The organism is Amycolatopsis sp. A1MSW2902, from assembly GCF_017312175.1.
Lineage (GTDB): Bacteria > Actinomycetota > Actinomycetes > Mycobacteriales > Pseudonocardiaceae > Amycolatopsis > Amycolatopsis nivea.
This window is the reverse complement of record NZ_QJPO01000001.1, coordinates 6,410,982-6,427,180: the sequence shown is the minus strand read 5'-3', so window position 1 is coordinate 6,427,180 and position 16,199 is coordinate 6,410,982. Positions and strand designations below refer to the sequence as shown.

15 protein-coding genes and 1 pseudogene are annotated in these 16,199 nt (G+C 67.8%); 9 read left to right on the top strand and 7 right to left on the bottom strand.

From position 1 onward, the window contains the following. The first annotated feature begins 139 nt into the window (after window positions 1-139). Window positions 140-2,644 (top strand): DEAD/DEAH box helicase, encoded by a 2,505-nt coding sequence (locus DMP23_RS29600; protein WP_037816420.1) that lies wholly within the window; start codon window positions 140-142, stop codon window positions 2,642-2,644. Here the strand turns inward: DMP23_RS29600 and DMP23_RS29595 are convergent. Together DMP23_RS29595 and DMP23_RS29590 are read right to left on the bottom strand one after the other, a co-directional pair. Continuing rightward, entirely contained in the window at window positions 2,635-3,804 is a 1,170-nt protein-coding gene (locus tag DMP23_RS29595) for an FAD-dependent monooxygenase (RefSeq protein WP_337823162.1), read from the bottom strand. The genes DMP23_RS29600 and DMP23_RS29595 overlap by 10 nt on opposite strands. 19 nt (window positions 3,805-3,823) lie before the next feature. Next, window positions 3,824-4,405: an NADPH-dependent F420 reductase gene (locus DMP23_RS29590; protein ID WP_337823161.1), complete on the bottom strand. Its 582-nt coding sequence runs from the start codon at window positions 4,403-4,405 to the stop codon at window positions 3,824-3,826. A 73-nt stretch (window positions 4,406-4,478) separates the two neighbouring features. Between DMP23_RS29590 and DMP23_RS29585 the strand changes: the two are divergent. Further along, a pseudogene (locus DMP23_RS29585) lies at window positions 4,479-4,781 on the top strand (winged helix-turn-helix transcriptional regulator); the annotation flags it as partial. A 5-nt stretch (window positions 4,782-4,786) separates the two neighbouring features. On the opposite strand, the gene DMP23_RS29580 reads toward DMP23_RS29585, so the two are convergent. Next, complete coding sequence (locus tag DMP23_RS29580) at window positions 4,787-5,716, bottom strand: sugar-binding transcriptional regulator (RefSeq protein ID WP_051172602.1); 930 nt, start codon at window positions 5,714-5,716, stop codon at window positions 4,787-4,789. Window positions 5,717-5,901: 185 nt separating this feature from the next. Here DMP23_RS29580 and DMP23_RS29575 point away from each other — a divergent pair, with 185 nt between their 5' ends. The 6 genes from DMP23_RS29575 (at window position 5,902) to DMP23_RS29550 (ending at window position 11,839) form a co-directional block, all read left to right on the top strand. Further along, window positions 5,902-6,909 (top strand): zinc-dependent alcohol dehydrogenase family protein, encoded by a 1,008-nt coding sequence (locus tag DMP23_RS29575; RefSeq protein WP_043835118.1) that lies wholly within the window; start codon window positions 5,902-5,904, stop codon window positions 6,907-6,909. Continuing rightward, on the top strand, window positions 6,896-8,242 hold the full coding sequence (locus DMP23_RS29570; protein WP_037816125.1) for an ABC transporter substrate-binding protein: 1,347 nt from the start codon (window positions 6,896-6,898) through the stop codon (window positions 8,240-8,242). Before DMP23_RS29575 ends, DMP23_RS29570 begins: the two co-directional genes overlap by 14 nt. Continuing rightward, window positions 8,239-9,171, top strand: coding sequence for a carbohydrate ABC transporter permease (locus tag DMP23_RS29565; protein ID WP_037816123.1), 933 nt, complete (start codon window positions 8,239-8,241; stop codon window positions 9,169-9,171). Before DMP23_RS29570 ends, DMP23_RS29565 begins: the two co-directional genes overlap by 4 nt. An 89-nt stretch (window positions 9,172-9,260) precedes the next feature. Then, window positions 9,261-10,049, top strand: a complete 789-nt coding sequence (locus DMP23_RS29560) for a carbohydrate ABC transporter permease (protein WP_037716491.1) — start codon at window positions 9,261-9,263, stop codon at window positions 10,047-10,049. 12 nt (window positions 10,050-10,061) lie between these two features. Then, window positions 10,062-11,144, top strand: coding sequence for an ABC transporter ATP-binding protein (locus DMP23_RS29555; protein WP_134667562.1), 1,083 nt, complete (start codon window positions 10,062-10,064; stop codon window positions 11,142-11,144). Window positions 11,145-11,269: 125 nt separating this feature from the next. Beyond that, window positions 11,270-11,839, top strand: a complete 570-nt coding sequence (locus DMP23_RS29550; protein WP_337823160.1) for a DUF3995 domain-containing protein — start codon at window positions 11,270-11,272, stop codon at window positions 11,837-11,839. A 1-nt stretch (window position 11,840) separates the two neighbouring features. On the opposite strand, the gene DMP23_RS29545 is transcribed toward DMP23_RS29550, so the two are convergent. Then, a complete protein-coding gene (locus tag DMP23_RS29545) occupies window positions 11,841-12,425 on the bottom strand; it encodes a TetR/AcrR family transcriptional regulator (RefSeq protein ID WP_337823159.1) in 585 nt (194 codons plus the stop codon). A 51-nt stretch (window positions 12,426-12,476) separates the two neighbouring features. On the opposite strand from DMP23_RS29545, the gene DMP23_RS29540 reads away from it, so the two are divergent. Beyond that, window positions 12,477-13,280: a class I SAM-dependent methyltransferase gene (locus tag DMP23_RS29540; protein ID WP_337823158.1), complete on the top strand. Its 804-nt coding sequence runs from the start codon at window positions 12,477-12,479 to the stop codon at window positions 13,278-13,280. 38 nt (window positions 13,281-13,318) lie between these two features. Here the strand turns inward: DMP23_RS29540 and DMP23_RS29535 are convergent, their stop codons facing one another. The 3 genes from DMP23_RS29535 to DMP23_RS29525 are packed head-to-tail and all read right to left on the bottom strand — an operon-like array spanning window position 13,319 to window position 15,996. Beyond that, on the bottom strand, window positions 13,319-13,513 hold the full coding sequence (locus tag DMP23_RS29535) for a ferredoxin (RefSeq protein ID WP_037356317.1): 195 nt from the start codon (window positions 13,511-13,513) through the stop codon (window positions 13,319-13,321). 40 nt (window positions 13,514-13,553) lie between these two features. Continuing rightward, window positions 13,554-14,759, bottom strand: a complete 1,206-nt coding sequence (locus DMP23_RS29530) for a cytochrome P450 (protein WP_134667558.1) — start codon at window positions 14,757-14,759, stop codon at window positions 13,554-13,556. A gap of 10 nt (window positions 14,760-14,769) precedes the next feature. Then, window positions 14,770-15,996 carry a cytochrome P450 gene (locus tag DMP23_RS29525; RefSeq protein WP_337823157.1) on the bottom strand — a complete coding sequence of 409 codons (1,227 nt, stop codon included), beginning with the start codon at window positions 15,994-15,996 and terminating at the stop codon, window positions 14,770-14,772. Window positions 15,997-16,199 lie beyond the last annotated feature (203 nt).

Sequence of the window (16,199 nt, the reverse complement as noted above, 5' to 3'; positions counted from 1 at the left end):
CGAGTACCGCCCGTGTGCGCGCCCGCCTGTCCGTTCCCCTCCGGCAGCGCGCGGTACCGGAAGCCTACGGGTTAGGGCAAGCACCCGCGATCTCCCCTGCACCTGCGGGCGGGGCCGGGATGGCACGATGGGTGCCACGATGACTCTCACCGACCTCCTGCCAGCGGATCCCGACGCAGATGCCCTGTTCGAAGCCTTCACGACGTGGACGGCGGAGCGGGGCATCGAGCTGTACCCGGCGCAGGAGGAGGCGGTGATCGAGGTCGTCTCCGGGGCCAACGTCATCCTGTCGACCCCGACCGGCTCCGGCAAAAGCCTCGTCGCGGTCGGCGCGCACTTCACCGCGCTCGCCCACGGCAAACGCAGTTTTTACACCGCGCCGATCAAGGCGCTCGTCTCGGAGAAGTTCTTCCAGCTCATCGAGATCTTCGGGGCCGACCAGGTCGGCATGATGACCGGCGATTCGAGCGTCAACGCCGACGCGCCGATCATCTGCTGCACTGCGGAAATCTTGGCGAACATCGCGTTGCGCGACGGCGCCGACGCCCCGGTCGGCCAGGTCGTCGCGGACGAGTTCCACTTCTATTCGGAACCGGACCGCGGCTGGGCGTGGCAGGTCCCGCTGATCGAGCTGCCGAACGCGCAGTTCGTGCTCATGTCGGCCACGCTCGGCGACGTTTCGTTCTTCGAAAAGGACCTGACCCGGCGGACCGGACGGCCTACCGCGGTGGTCACTTCGGCGCAGCGGCCGGTGCCGCTCACCTTCCGGTACGCGCTCACGCCGCTGCACGAGACGATGTCCGAGCTGCTGGGCGGCGGCCAGGCGCCGGTGTATGTCGTGCATTTCTCGCAGGCCGCGGCCATCGAGCGGGCGCAGACGCTGATGAGCATCAACGTCACCACCAAGGCGGAGAAGGAGGCGATCGCCGACCTGCTCGGCGACTTCCGGTTCTCCGCCGGGTTCGGCAAGACGCTCTCGCGGCTCGTGCGGCACGGCATCGGCGTGCACCACGCGGGCATGCTGCCGAAGTACCGGCGGCTGGTCGAAACGCTGGCGCAGTCCGGACTGCTGAAGGTGATCTGCGGGACGGACACCCTCGGCGTCGGCATCAACGTGCCGATCCGCACGGTGGTGTTCTCGGCGCTGACGAAGTACGACGGCGTACGGCAGCGGCATTTGAAGGCGCGCGAGTTCCACCAGATCGCCGGACGGGCGGGCCGGGCCGGGTACGACACCGACGGGTACGTGGTCGTGCAGGCGCCGGATCACGTGGTGGAGAACGCGAAGGCGCTGGAGAAGGCGGGCGACGACCCGAAGAAGAAAAAGAAGATCGTCCGGAAGAAAGCGCCGGAGGGTTTCGTCAACTGGACCGAGAGCACGTTCGACCGGCTGATCGCGGCCGATCCGGAACCGCTCACGTCCAGCTTCCAGGTCAGCCACTCGATGCTGCTGAACGTGATTTCCCGGCCGGGCAACGCGTTCGACGCGATGCGGCATCTGCTGGAGGACAACCATTCGGACCGTCCGACGCAGCGGAAGCTGATCCTGCGGGCGATCGAGATCTACCGTTCGCTGCTCGCCGCCGGGGTCGTGGAAAAGCTGCCCGAACCGGACGCCGAGGGGCGCGTCGTCCGCCTGACGGTGGACCTGCAGTTCGATTTCGCGTTGAACCAGCCGCTTTCGCCGTTCGCGTTGGCTGCCATCGAATTGCTGGACATCGAGTCGCCGTCGTACGCGCTGGACGTGGTGTCCATTGTGGAATCCACAGTGGACAACCCGCGTCCGGTGCTGTCGCAGCAGCAGTTCAAGGCGCGCGGGGAAGCCGTGCAGGCGATGAAGGCCGACGGGATCGAGTACGACGAGCGGATGGAGCTGCTCGAGTCCGTCACGTATCCGAAACCGCTGGAGGAATTGCTCAACGCGGCTTACCAGTCGTATCGCGCCGGGCATCCGTGGGTGGCGGATTACGAGCTGTCGCCGAAGTCGGTGGTGCGCGATATGTACGAGCGCGCGATGAACTTCGTGGAATACGTGGGCTTTTATCAGCTCGCGCGGTCTGAGGGTTTGGTGCTGCGCTACCTCGCCGACACCTACGACGCGTTGCGGCACACTGTGCCGGACGAGGCGAAGACCGAATCGCTGCAGGACCTCATCGAATGGCTCGGCGAACTGGTGCGCCAGGTCGACTCGAGCCTGCTGGACGAATGGGAAGCGCTGCGGCATCCGGACGAGGAAGGGCCGGTGTCGCACCGGCCGCCGCCCGAGCCGCCCGCGGTCACGCGCAACGAGCGGGCGTTCCGCGTGCTGGTGCGCAACGAGTTGTTCCGCCGGGTGGAGCTGGCTTCGCGCCGGGCGTACGACGAACTGGGCTCGCTGGACGCGGCTTCCGGCTGGGACGCGGACGCGTGGGAAGACGCGATCGAGGACTACTTCGACGAGCACGATTCACTCGGAATCGGCCCGGACGCGCGTGGTCCGGCGTTGCTGCTGATCGAGCAGGAGCCGGACGTGTGGCGCGTTCGGCAGATCTTCGACGATCCGGCCGGCGACCATGACTGGGGGATCAGCGCGGAGGTCGATCTGCGCGCCTCGGACGAGGTGGGCAGCGCGGTGGTCCGGATCGTGGACGTCAATCAGCTCTGAGGGTTTGCGTCCGGGCGGGCCGGGACTGGCGGCTGCCAACGGGTGTAGCGCAGCATTGATCGCGCCAGCACCGTCGTCGGCATGGCTCGGAACGCCAGATTCCGCACCGCGATCGCGGCTGGGTTCGTCAGCTGCTGACCCATCCGGCCGGTTTGCCGGGCGGCTCGGGCGATGGCCTGGCTGCGCGGGCGGCGTTCAGCGTCGTACCGGGTGAGCGCGGTGTCGAGGTCGGCCGACGACAGCGCATGCGCCAGTGTCACCGCGTCTTCCAACGCCTGGCAGGCACCCTGACCGAGGTTCGGCTGCATCGCGTGCGCGGCATCGCCGAGCAGGGCGACTCGACCGGACACATAGGACGGCAGCGGCGTCACCAGTTCGTAAACGTCGTGGTGCAGCACGGCTTCCGGGTCGGTCGCGTCGAGCAGCTCGGTGATCGGTTCGTGCCAGGAACCGAAGCGGCGGCGCATTTCGGCGATCGGGTCGGGATAGCGGGTGCCTGCCGGGATGCTCAGCACGGCGTGCCATTCGGCTCGGCCGTCCGCCAAACCGATGTATCCGAACTCGACTCCACGGCCCCAGGTGAGGTTGAAGTCCGAAGAGGACAGTGCGAACGGCTCGGTCGTGATGGCGCGGATGACGGCCGATCCACTGTAGACGGGGCCCGGATGTGCGGGGAAGAAACGCTTGCGCAGTCGGCTGTTGACGCCGTCAGCGGCGACAATCACGTCGGCTTCGTGGCGGCCGGACGGCGTGACCACGGCGTTGTCCTCGATGGCGGTGACCTCGTCCCGCACCACCGGCGAGGGCAGCAGAGACCGCAGCAGCCGATGCAATTCGTACCGTGCGATGCCGACGATCGGCGTCCCGGCGACGCGTTCGAGTTCGGCTCCGTCCATGTGCGCCAGCCAAGTCCCGCGCGGGCTGCGGGTGCTGACGGTGCGCTGGAAGCAGCCGGCGGCGCGGAGTGCGTCGCCGGCTCCCAATGCGTCCAGGGCTCGAACGCCGTTGGCGGCAAGGGAAATTCCGGAACCGGCGTCGTCCAGTTCGCCGGGCAGCCGTTCGAAGACCGTGACCTGCCAGCCGACGCGCGACAATCCGATCGCCGCGGCCAGTCCGCCGATTCCCCCGCCGACGACTGCCGCTGATCCACCTGTGGGCACCCCGCCAGGATAGGCCCGATCAGCTGGCCATGAGCATGGAACGCGCGTCCAGGCCGTCGAACCACAGGCCGATCGCCAGTCCGGCGGCGGCTTCCAGCAGGGCGGCTCGGTCGAGACCGCCCGCGGGCAGGGGAGTGCAGCCCAGGTCCTGGACCAGCTCCGTAGCGACGGCGACGGCCTCCGGGGCACCGCACAGCGGGACGCCGAGCGGGCGGCCTTCGAACAGCGGCGGGGTCATTCGCCAGACGTCCACGTGGGCGAGGTTGAACGCCTTCACCACCGACGCGCCGGGGGCGAATTCGGCGATCCGGGCGGCCACGGGTTCACCGGTCGCACCAGGGGCGTTGGTGCAGTCGATGAGGACCTTGCCGGTGAGGTCGAGCGGGGTGAGCAGGGCTTCGAGGGCGGTGGTGGGGACGGCCAGCAGGATGGCGTCCGCCCGGGCGGCGGCCTCGGCCCAGTCCACAGTCTCGGCGCCGAGTTCAGCGGCCAAGGCCGCGGCGTGCGCGGCGGAGCGGCCGGAGACAGTCAGGTCGTGCCGGGTCCACTGGCCGCCGAGGGCGGACGCCATTCCGCCGGTGCCGAAGAGGGCGATGCGCATGGGAAGGTCTCCTGTCGTCGCGTGGTTGTACGCAAGCGACGTTAGGAACCCCGGCAGGAACCGAAAGGTAACCATGGACTTCATCGCCGACTGCCGCACCCGGCTCGCGTTCGACCTGGTAGCGAACACCTGGCATCCGGTCGTGCTGTGGGCGTTGAAAAACGGCCCGCTGCGGCACGGCGAACTGCGCACGCGCATCGGCGGGATCAGCGCGAAGGTGCTGACCGAGGCGGTGCGCAAGCTGGAACGCGACGGGCTCGTGGAGCGCGCGGACGGGGCGTATCAGCTCACCGGGCTAGGGGCGAGTTTCCTCGGGCCGATCGAGGGGTTCGGGCGCTGGGCGGCCGAGTACGGCGACCAGGTGCTCGAAGCGCAGCTCGCTCACGAAGGCAATGGCCTGGCCCGCGCCAGCTCCAGCAACGGGACGGCGGCCGCGGCGTCGGTGACCAGCGTCGACACCAACCCGGAGCGCAGTACCGCGTCCACCGCTTCGGCTTTCGGGCGGCTGTAACCGATCGCGATCACCTCGGGGACCGCCATCAGCTCCTCGTGGCTGATCGCCAGCACGTGGTGCGCCAGCCCGGTGCCGAGCGAGTTGCCGTCCGCGTCGAACAGCCGCGCGGCGACCTCGGCGGTCGCGCCCCGGGCCGCGATAGCGGCGCGTTCGGCCTCGTCCAGCGCGTCGTACACGGTGGACTCCCCGGCCTCCCAGGACCCGATACTCACGACCGCCTTGGTGAGTTTCCCGAACTGGGCGAACGTTTCCGCGATGCCCGGCTGGTGCCGCAGGATCTCGGTGGTCCGCCGGTCGGGCAGGACGAGCGGGCCGAAGATCGGGTACGAGTCGCCGCCGGACACCGACGTCACGCGGCTGACCGTCTCCACCGAACGGCCGCGCATGTCCATCCCGGCCTGCACCCCGCACAACTGCACGATCGGGCAGCGCGGCAGGGTCCGGATCGCCTCGGTCATCGCGTTGACCGACCGCGCCCAGGACAGCCCGATGACGTCGTCCGGGGTCGCGATCTCCTCCAGCAGCCGGGCGGCCAGCGCGCCGACCTGCTTGCGGACGACCTCTCTCGGTTCCTTTTCGGATGCTCGTTCGAGCACGAGCACGCGGTTCAGCCGGTACGCCCGGCGGATGTCGTCGGACAGTTCGACGTCGACCGGCGCGGGCAGGTCGAACTCGATCCGCACCAGTCCGGACTCGAGCGCCGTGTCCAGCATCCGCGCGACCTTGAACCGGCTCATGCCGAACTCGTCGGCGATCTCCAGTTTCGAGGCGCCCTGCACGTAGAACCGCCTGGCCATGGTCGCCAGCAGCAGCGTCTCGGTTAGCGGTAGTGGCCCCTTTTTCCTGCTCACATGAGCAGGATAGCGCAAAAATGAGCTTTGCTGGTTGACGGATCCGCAGGCAGGGGCCTGTAATGCCTACGCATGTTACCTACGGCATAAGTCAAAATCGCTCAAATGAGCATCATGGAAGGTGATGACGCATGCGCGCCGCGATCGTGGACCGGCCCGGGGAGATCCGGGTCGGCGAGGTTCCCGATCCGAAGCCCGGGGAGCGCCAGGTCGTCGTGAAGGTGGGTGCCTGCGGGATCTGCGGCACGGACCTGCACATCGCCGACGGGCATTTCCCGCCGACCCCGTATCCCATCGTCCCCGGGCACGAGTTCTCCGGGGAGATCGTCGAACTCGGCGCGGACGTGCCCGCCGAGTGGAAGGTCGGCGACCGGGTCGCGGTCGACCCGTCGATCTACTGCGGATACTGCACCCCGTGCCGGTCCGGGCACGGCAACCTCTGCGCGAACTGGAACGCGACCGGCGACACCGTCAACGGCGCGTTCGCCGAGTACGTCGCGGTGCCTGCCGACACCTGTTACCGGATGCCCGACTCGATGACCTGGGAACAGGGCGCGCTGGTCGAACCCGTTTCCTGCGCGGTGCACGGCGTGCGCCGGATCGGCGTGGAGGCGGGCGAACGCTTCCTCGTGGTCGGCGCGGGCACGATGGGGCTGATCATGCAGCAGCTCCTGATCCGCGCGGGTGCGCACGTGACGATGGTCGACCGCAACGCCGCCCGGTTGCCTCGCGCGACCGACCTCGGCGCGACCGCGGTGGCCGCCGACGTGTCCGAATTGGACGATGAACGCTTCGACGCCGCAGTGGACTGCACCGGCGCGGCACCCGCCATCGAGGCAGCGTTCAACGCGCTGCACCGCGGTGGACGGTTGCTGGTGTTCGGCGTCGCTCCGGCCGAAGCTCGCGTCGCGCTTTCGCCGTTCCGCATCTACAACGACGAAATCACCATCGTCGGTTCGATGGCGGTGCTGAACAGCTACGGCAACGCGCTCGACCTCGTCGCGAACGGTTACATCGACACCGAAGCGCTGATCACCGACACCCTTCCGCTCGAGCAGTACCCCGAAGCGCTGGCGAAGATGCGCAGCGGGTCCGGCCTCAAGATCCAGGTGCTGCCCGGAGGTGGTGGCGGTGCGTAAACTCCTGTGCCTCCTTGCCGCGACAGCGTTGTTAGTGACGGGATGCGCCGGAGCCGGGGCGCTCGGCACCGGCGGGCGGACACTGGTCGTCGCGATCGTGTCCAATCCGCAGATGAAGGACGCCATCTCGCTCAAGGGCGAGTTCGAGCAGGCCAACCCCGGGATCAAGCTCAAGTTCGTTTCCCTTCCGGAAAACGAGGCCAGGGCGAAGATCACCGCGTCCACCGCCACCCAGGGCGGCGAGTTCGACGTGGTGATGATCAGCAATTACGAGGCTCCGCAGTGGGCGGCCAACGGCTGGCTGGAGAACCTCGAACCGCACATGAAGGCGACGCCGGGATACGACGAGGCCGACTTCATCCCGAGCATCCGGCAGTCGCTCTCGTACCAGAACCAGATGTACGCGGTGCCGTTCTACGGCGAATCGTCCTTTGTGGTCTATCGCAAGGACCTGTTCCAGAAGGCCGGGCTGAACATGCCCGCGCATCCGACGTGGCAGCAGATCGCCGATTTCGCCGCGAAACTCGATGACAAGCAAGCCGGCGTCGCCGGGATCTGCCTGCGCGGCAAGCCGGGCTGGGGCGAAAGCCTCGCGCCGTTCACCACGGTCGCGAACACCTTCGGCGCGCAATGGTTCGACAAGAACTGGAACGCGAAGCTGACCAGCCCGGAGTTCACCAAGGCAGCGAACTTCTACGTGAACCTGCTGCGCGACCACGGCGAGGTCGGCGCCTCCAGCGCCGGGTTCACCGAATGCGGCACCAAGTACGCCCAGGGCAACGCCGCGATGTGGTACGACGCCACCTCGATGACCGGCACCACGGAAGACCCGAAGACCAGCCACGTCGGCGGCAAGAACGGCTACGTCGCCGCGCCGGTGGACAAGACGCAGGCGAGCGGCTGGCTCTACACCTGGGCGCTGGGCATTCCGAAGGTCGGCAAGAACAAGGACGACGCCTGGAAGTTCATGGCGTGGATGACCAACAAGGAGTACGCGAAGAAGGTCGGCGAGACCTACGGCTGGAACCGGGTTCCGCCGGGCACGCGCAAGTCGACCTATGAGATCCCGCAGTACAAGGAAGCCGCGAAGGCCTACGCCCAGCCGACGCTGGACGGCATCGCGGCGGCCAACCAGCAGCAGACGATGGTGAACCCGGTGCCGTACCCGGGCATCCAGTTCGTCGGGATCCCGGAGTTCCAGGATCTCGGCACCCGGGTGAGCCAGCAGCTGTCCGCCGCGATCGCCGGTCAGACCTCCGTCGCCGACGCGCTCGCGCAATCGCAGAAATACGCGGAAACCGTCGGAAAGTCGTATCAGGAGGTGCAGAAATGAGCACCCTCTCCGTCCCCGCCGGAACCGCGCCGGCGACCGCGAAGCCCGCTGCCAAGAAGGTGACCGGTTCGGCAGGCAAACGGCGGCTGCCGCTGCTGCCCGCGCTGATCTTCGTGATCGCGGTGACGCAGATCCCGTTCCTGCTCACCCTGTTCTACTCGTTCCAGTCGTGGAACCTGGTGCGTCCGGGCTCTCGGCATTTCGTCGGTTTCCGCAACTACATCGACGTCTTCACCGACACGACGTTCCTCGGCGCGCTGCTGAACACCGTGGTGCTCACCGTGGTCTGCGTGTTCCTGTCGCTGCTGCTCGGACTCGGGCTCGCGGTGCTGCTCGACCGGAAGTTCGCCGGCCGCGGCTTCGTCCGCACGCTGCTGATCACGCCGTTCCTCATCCTCCCGGCGGCAGGCGCGCTGCTGTGGAAGACGACGGTGTTCGACCCGACGTACGGGCTGCTGCACTTCGTGTTCGGCACGGACACCGACTGGCTTTCGCAGTTCCCGCTGGCCGCGGTGATGGCGCAGATCATCTGGCAGTGGACGCCGTTCATGACGCTGCTGATCCTCGCCGGGCTGCAGAGCCAGTCCAAGGAGGTGCTGGAGGCGGCGTCGGTGGACGGCGCGAGCCGCTGGCGCACCTTCGTGTCGATCACGCTGCCGCACCTTTCGCGGTTCCTGCAGCTGGCCACGCTGCTCGGCGCGATCTACATCGTGAACAGCTTCGACGCGATTTTCCTGATGACGCAAGGCGGTCCGGGCACGGCCAGCACGAACCTGCCGTTCTACATCTACCAGCGCGCGTTCGAGGGCTTCGACATCGGGCAGTCGTCCGCGATGGGCGTGGTGGTGGTCATCCTGACGATGATCGTCGCGACGTTCGCGCTGCGGCTGATGTTCCGCGCGTTCTCCGTGGACGGAGGAGTCAAGTGAGCACCGCAACCGCCACCGCCTCGCCCGCCGCCACCGACACCGCGCCGCCGCCGCGCCGCCGGACCAAACGCCGCTACGGCCCCGGCACGCTGACCGTCGCGACCTGGATCATCGCGATCCTGTTCGTTTTCCCGCTGCTGTGGATGATCCTCACCGCGTTCAAGCAGGAGAACGACGCCTACACCGATCCGCCGAAGCTGTTCTTCACCCCGACGTTCGACCAGATCTCGAACGTCCTCAACAGCGGTTTCCTGCCGTACCTGGGAAATTCGGCGTTCGTCACGGTGATTTCGACGCTGCTCGTGCTGCTGCTGGGAATCCCGGCCGCGTACGCGCTGTCGCTGGCTCCGGTCAAAGGAACGAAGAACGCGCTGGGCTTCTTCCTGTCGACCAAGATGCTGCCGATCGTGGCCGCGATCATCCCGCTGTACGTGATCTCGCAGAACACGAACCTGCTGGACACGGTGTGGGCGCTGATCATCCTGTACACCGCGATGAACCTGCCGCTCGCGATCTGGATGATGCGGTCGTTCTTCCTGGAAGTCCCCGGCGAAATGATCGAGGCGGCGCGGATCGACGGGGCGAACCTGCCGACGTTGCTGCGCAAGATCATCATGCCGGTGGTCGCGCCCGGGATCGCCGCGACCGCGCTGATCTGCGTGATCTTCTCCTGGACGGAGTTCTTCTACGCGGTCAACCTCACCGCCGCCCGGGCCGGCACGGTGCCGGTGTTCCTGGTCGGCTTCATCACCAGCGAGGGCCTGTACTGGGCCCAGCTGTCCGCCGCCGCGCTGCTGGCCTCGCTGCCGGTGATGATCGTCGGCTGGATCGCGCAGAACCACCTGGTGCGCGGCCTGTCCATGGGCGCTGTGAAGTAAGGGAGAACGCAGATGTCCGCTGAAGTGATTTACGACCAGGCGTCGCGTGTCTACCCCGGCAACCCGGGCGTCCGCGCGGTCGACCAGTTGAGCCTCGAGGTGCCGGACGGCGAATTTCTCGTGCTCGTCGGTCCGTCCGGATCGGGCAAGTCGACCGCGCTGCGGATGCTCGCCGGGCTGGAGGACGTCAACGAGGGCGCGATCCGGATCGGCGACCGCGACGTCACCGACCTGCCGCCGAAGGACCGGGACATCGCGATGGTGTTCCAGTCCTACGCGCTGTACCCGCACATGACGGTCGCCGACAACATGGGTTTCGCGTTGAAATTGCGCGGTTTCTCGGCGGCTGACATCAAGAAGCGGGTGGACGAGGCCGCCAAGATGCTGGACCTGTCGCGGTTCCTCGACCGCAAGCCGAAGGCGTTGTCCGGCGGGCAGCGGCAGCGGGTCGCGATGGGCCGGGCGATCGTGCGCGAGCCGAGCGTGTTCCTGATGGACGAGCCACTGTCCAATCTGGACGCGAAATTGCGCGTGGAAACCCGCGCCAACATCGCGAAACTCCAGCAACGGCTCGGCACGACCACCATCTACGTGACCCACGACCAGGTCGAGGCCATGACGATGGGCGACCGGGTGGCCGTGCTGAAGGACGGCGTGCTGCAGCAATGCGCGTCGCCGCGGTCGCTGTACGAGAAGCCGGAGAACTCGTTCGTGGCCGGGTTCATCGGGTCGCCGGCGATGAACCTCGCGACGCTGCCGTTGACCGACGGCGGCGTGCAGCTGGGCGACCTGGTGGTGCCACTGCCCACCGAGGTGCGGACCGCGGCGGCTGGGCTGTCGGAGATCGTCTTCGGCATCCGGCCGGAGTCGCTGCGCCTGGTCGGCGAGGCCGACGACGGTTTCGAGCTGGTGGTGGAACTCGTCGAGGAACTGGGCGCGGACGCGTACCTGCACGGCAAGGTCGGCGACGACCGGTTCGTGGTCCGGGTCGACGGCCGGACGCCGCCGCGGATCGGCGACAACGTCCGGGTGGCGCTGCGCGGCGAGGGCGAGACGCACGCGTTCGATCCGAAGACGACGCTGCGGCTGGGCTGAACGGCTCGTGAGTGTTCATGCCGGTAGCACCGGCATGAACACTCACGACCGCCTACCTCTCACGGGGGAGGAGCTTCCCCCTCGCGCCGGATCCCCTCCGCCGTGCTCCAGGCGACGCTTGACGCATGACGCTGAAGCAAGCCGAGTTGCGCAAATGGCCGGGTTACGCCGCCGCGGTGTGGGGTCTCTTGTTCGCGATCCCCAGCTTCGTCTGGGCGACCGGCAGTACGTTCGGCGCGCAGTCGACGGTGTCGCCGTCGCTGGTGAAGCTCGCGCAGGACCGGGTGCCGTGGTTTGTGGCCGTCCTGGTGATCACCGGACTGCTGAAGGTTTTCGGCGCGGTGGTCGGCGTCAGTCTGACGCGGCCGCGCGGCCGGCGGCTCAGCCGGACGATGGTGTTCTGCGGCGGTGGTGCCTCGATCCTGCTGACTTGGCACGGCGGGCTGTTCGTCGTGCAGGGCGTGCTGGTGAAGACCGGAGCCGTGGCGGTCGATCCAGAGCTTTCCAGCCTGGTCGGTTGGTATCTCTACCTCTGGGGACCGTGGTTCATCGTCGGCGGAATCGCGTTCGCGGTGGCGGCCGCGCGGTATGTCTTGGACCGCGATGACCGGCGCACGCTGACGCGGTACGGAGTGGTCGGCGCGCTCGGTGCGCTGGCGCTGTCGGTGGCCGCGGTCGCGACGGGCATCGGCTGAGTCAGTGGAGGGCGCCAGCGAGGACCGTGCTCGCCATCTGGCGAACGGCTTCCGCGCTGGGCGGTTCCCCGGTGCGATCCGCGAAGAGCAGATGACCGGCCCCGATGAGCGTCGGGGCCAGTGTCTTCACGTCGGCATCCGGGGCGATCCGGCCGAGTTCTTGTTCTGCGGCAAGGTAATTCGCCAGCACGTGGGCCGCGTCGGTCGCCAGCGGAATCCCCGGACCCGGCCGCGCTGCCCGGAGCCGGTGCCGCAGTTCGTCGCGGAAGGTGATCAGCGCGACGATCGACACCGCGACCGAGGAGAAGACCTCGGTGAGCACCTCGGCCACCGTTTCGACCACGTCGCCGGTCCCGGCGTGCAGGTCCTCCGCGCGGGCTTCGAGGCGATGGATCCGGTCGAGCACCAGCGCGGCGAGGAACGCGTCGAAATCCTCGAAATGCCGGTGCAGCACGCCCTTCGCGCAATCCGCCTCGGTGGTGACGGCGCGACTGGTGAGTCCGCTCGGTCCTTCGCGCAGCAAAACCCGTTCCGCGGCGTCGAAAAGCTGAGCGCGAACGTCGCGGAGATGGATCCCGGTGGGCACCTCGAAAGTCCTCCCTAGCCATAGTGGGCGCTTGCCCACTATGGTGGGCACATGCCCACTTTACCTCGTCCCGAACCGCATCAGCATCGGACCATGGCGGAGTCGTTCGGCGTCGATCCCGAGCGCTACGACCGGGCCCGCCCGCGTTACCCGGACGAACTGGTGACCGCCGTCCTCGCCGCCAGCCCGGGGAAGGACCTGCTCAACGTCGGGTGCGGCACCGGCATCGAGGGGCGGCAATTCCACGCCCGCGGCGCCGTCGTGCTCGGCGTCGAACCGGACGCGCGGATGGCGGAGTTCGCCCGGCGCGCTTTCCCGGTCGAGGTCGCGAAATTCGAGGATTGGGACCCGGCGGGACGGACGTTCGACGCCCTCGTGTCCGGGCAGGCGTGGCACTGGGTCGATCCGGACGCGGGAGCCGCGAAAGCCGCGCAGGTGCTCCGCCCTGGCGGCCGGTTCGTCGCGTTCTGGCACGTGTTCATGCCGCCGGAAGAAATTTCCCTGGCACTGGCGGACGCGTTGCGCCGGGCGATGCCGGACTCGCCGTTCAGCGGCAACTACCTGAAAAAACCCAGCGCCGACGCCTACCAGCCGATGCTCGACAAAGCCGCGGACGGACTGGCCGCGACCGGCGCGTTCGGCGAGGCGGAGAACTGGCAATACGCCTGGACTCAGGACTACGGCCGCGACGAATGGCTGGACCTGCTCGCCACGCAGGGAGGCGTCACAGTGGCGACGCCGGAGCAGCGCGACCGCATTCTGGCTGAGGTCGGCGCGGCGATCGACGCGCGCGGCGGCAGGCTGACGACGAATTACTCGACCGCCGCGGTGACCGCCGTCCGTCTTGCCGCGTGAGAGGCCGGTCCCCGGCGCGAAACCGGGGACCGGTCAGGTCACTCCTCCAGCGAAAGCGCTTGGCTCGGGCAGATGTTCACGGCCTCGCGCGCCTTCTCGACCAGTTCGCCGTCCGGGGTGTCGTTGAGGACGATGACCGTGCCGTCGTCCTCGCTCTGGTCGAACAGCGCGGGCTCGGTGAGCACGCACTGGCCGGCGCCGACGCACTTGCCGGTGTCCGCGATGATCTTCATGATGGCCTCTTCCTGGCTTGTGGTGGGAGCACTCTGATCTCTACCAGGTCACCGGCAACTGGTACAGGCCGAAGATCGTGGCGTCCTTCTTCACCGGTAATTCGTCGGCCGGGACCGTGCACGTGAGTGTCGGAACGCGGCGGAACAGCGTGTCGAACACGATCTGCAGTTCCATCCGCGCCAGGTTCTGGCCGAGGCACTGGTGCGGTCCGAACCCGAACGCGACGTGGTGGCGCGCGCCGCGTTCGAGGTCGAGCTTTTCCGGGCTCTCGAAGACGTCCGGGTCCCAGTTCGCGGCGTAGCCCAGCACGAGCACGCCCTCGCCCGCCTTGATCGTGACGCCGCCGATCTCCACGTCCTCGGTCGCGACCCGCGCGGTCGCGCCTTCGACGATCGTGAAGTAGCGCAACAGTTCCTCGACCGCGAGCAGCGTCTTACCCGGATCGGCCTCGATCGTCGCGCGCTGCCCGGGGTTCTCCAGCAGCCCGATGGTGCCGAGCGAGATCATGTTCGCGGTGGTCTCGTGCCCGGCGACCAGCAGCAGGAACGCCAGCCCGATCATCGCGTCGTGGTCGTAATTGCCTTCCTCGCGGCGTTTGACGATCTGCCTGCCGAGCAGGTCGTCGGTCGGGTCCTTCTCCTTCGCCGCGACCAGGCCGCTGAGGTACGCGCGCAGTTCCTCGGACGCCTTCTTGCGGTCCTCGACGCTGGTGCTGCGCCGGATGAGCGCCATGGTGCGCTCTTGGAAGTAGTCGTGATCGGCGTACGGGACGCCGAGCAGTTCGCAGATCACCAGCGACGGCACCGGCAGCGACAGCTTTTCCACCAGGTCCGCCGGTTTCGGCCCGGCGAGCAGTTCGTCGATCAGGCCGTCGACGATCTCCTGGATCCGCGGCCGCATCGCCTCGACCCGCTTCACGGTGAACTCGCCGAGCACCTCCCGGCGGGCCTCGCCGTGCTCGGGCGCGTCCATCCCGATCATGGCTTTCTGCTTGGCGTTGGTGAGGATCGCGGCCCCGCCCTCGGCCAGGAACGGGAAATTGGGCAGGAACCGGTCGGAGGAGAACCGGCGGTCGCCGAGGATCTGCCGTGCTTCCTCGTGCCGCGAGGCGACCCAAGCCTCTTTGCCGCCGGGGATCTGCACGCGGGTGAGCGCGCTCTGCTCGCGCATCCGGACGTACTGCTCCGGCTGGGCGAACGGGCAGGTCCGGGCGACCGGCATGCGGAGTTCTTCAGTGGCAGTCATCGTTTCCCCCTCACCAGGTCACCGGGAGGCAGTAGAGCCCGAAGACGCCGGAGTCGTGTTTGAACGGCAACTGGTCGACCGGCGCGGCGAGCCGCAGCGTCGGAATACGGCGGAACAGCGTGTCGAACACGATCTGCAGTTCCATCCGCGCGAGGTTCTGGCCGAGGCACTGGTGCGCGCCGAACCCGAACGCGACGTGGTGCCTGCCGCCGCGGGTGATGTCGAGCCGCTCGGGCTCGGGGAAGACTTCGGGGTCGAAGTTGGCGGCGTAGCTCAGGCCGAGGACGCCTTCTCCGGCCTTGATGGTGACGCCCGCGATGTCCACGTCTTCGAGGGCGACGCGGGTGGTGGCGAATTCCGCGATGGTGAAGTAGCGCAGCAGTTCCTCGACGGCGTCGAGGGTCTTGCCTGGATCCTCCTTGATCGCGGCGAGCGCGTCCGGGTTCTCCAGCAACGCGACGGTGCCGAGCGAAATCATGTTCGCGGTGGTCTCGTGCCCGGCGATGAGCAGCAGGAAGGCGAGCGACACGAGGTCGTCGTGGTCGTAGTTGCCCTCTTCGCGCTTCTTCGCGATCTGGCGGCTGAGCAAATCGTCCGCCGGTGCGGTTTCCTTCTTGGAAACCAGCTCGGACAGATAATTCTGCATCGCGTCGACGGACTTGCTGCGTTCCTCGAAGCCTGTTTCGCGGTTGAGGAGCCGTGAACTGTGCGTCTGGAAGAAGTCGTGGTCGGCGTACGGAACGCCGAGCTGCTCGCAGATCACCAGCGACGGCACCGGAAGCGACAGCGCGGACACCAGGTCGGCGGGCTTGTCGCCGGCCAGCATCGCGTCGATGTGCTGGTCCACGATCTCCTGGATGCGCGGCTGCAGCGCCTTCATCCGCTTGACGGTGAACTCGCCGACGACGCTGCGCCGGGCCGGGCCGTGTTCCGGCGCGTCCATCGCGATCAGCGACGGGCGCAGCCTCGGACGGCGCTGCTGGCCGTCCTTGAACAGGACCGGGAAGCCCGGGTTGAAGCGGTCCGAGCTGAACCGCGGGTCGTTCAGCATCGCCCGCAGGTCCTCGTGCCGGTTGAGCACCCAGGCGCGCTGGCCGGTGTGCTCGAGCTCGACGTAGTGCGCGCGAGCGTCGCGGAACCGGTCGTACTCCGGCGGCGGCGCGAACGGGCAGGTGCGCTTCATCGGGAACGCGGCCTGCTCCGGCTGGGTGCGGCTGGGCTGGGCGACTTCGGTCATCTGAACCCCCTGTGGTGGGTTTGCCCCGTTACGGAATGAATGTGGAGGATTACATTCCGGTTCACTGCCCAAGGTACCGAAGTGGAGGATCGCCGTCCACTAGCAACGGGGTGACAATTGCTGTCCGCCCCGGGTTGCCGGCACGTTTGCGCAGCTGGTCCGGCGTGCGAGAATGCGCGCCAACCGGGAAAAGGGAAGGCCGG

Excerpts from the sequence above, each read along its gene's own strand:
- DMP23_RS29600 (WP_037816420.1), top strand. The coding sequence starts at position 140 with ATGACTCTCACCGACCTCCTGCCAGCGGATCCCGACGCAGATGCCCTG.
- DMP23_RS29590 (WP_337823161.1), bottom strand. The coding sequence starts at position 4,405 with ATGCGCATCGCCCTCTTCGGCACCGGCGGAATGGCGTCCGCCCTCGGC.
- DMP23_RS29580 (WP_051172602.1), bottom strand. The coding sequence starts at position 5,716 with ATGGCCAGGCGGTTCTACGTGCAGGGCGCCTCGAAACTGGAGATCGCC.
- DMP23_RS29575 (WP_043835118.1), top strand. The coding sequence starts at position 5,902 with ATGCGCGCCGCGATCGTGGACCGGCCCGGGGAGATCCGGGTCGGCGAG.
- DMP23_RS29565 (WP_037816123.1), top strand. The coding sequence starts at position 8,239 with ATGAGCACCCTCTCCGTCCCCGCCGGAACCGCGCCGGCGACCGCGAAG.
- DMP23_RS29555 (WP_134667562.1), top strand. The coding sequence starts at position 10,062 with ATGTCCGCTGAAGTGATTTACGACCAGGCGTCGCGTGTCTACCCCGGC.
- DMP23_RS29550 (WP_337823160.1), top strand. The coding sequence starts at position 11,270 with ATGACGCTGAAGCAAGCCGAGTTGCGCAAATGGCCGGGTTACGCCGCC.
- DMP23_RS29540 (WP_337823158.1), top strand. The coding sequence starts at position 12,477 with ATGCCCACTTTACCTCGTCCCGAACCGCATCAGCATCGGACCATGGCG.
- DMP23_RS29535 (WP_037356317.1), bottom strand. The coding sequence starts at position 13,513 with ATGAAGATCATCGCGGACACCGGCAAGTGCGTCGGCGCCGGCCAGTGC.
- DMP23_RS29530 (WP_134667558.1), bottom strand. The coding sequence starts at position 14,759 with ATGACTGCCACTGAAGAACTCCGCATGCCGGTCGCCCGGACCTGCCCG.
- DMP23_RS29525 (WP_337823157.1), bottom strand. The coding sequence starts at position 15,996 with ATGACCGAAGTCGCCCAGCCCAGCCGCACCCAGCCGGAGCAGGCCGCG.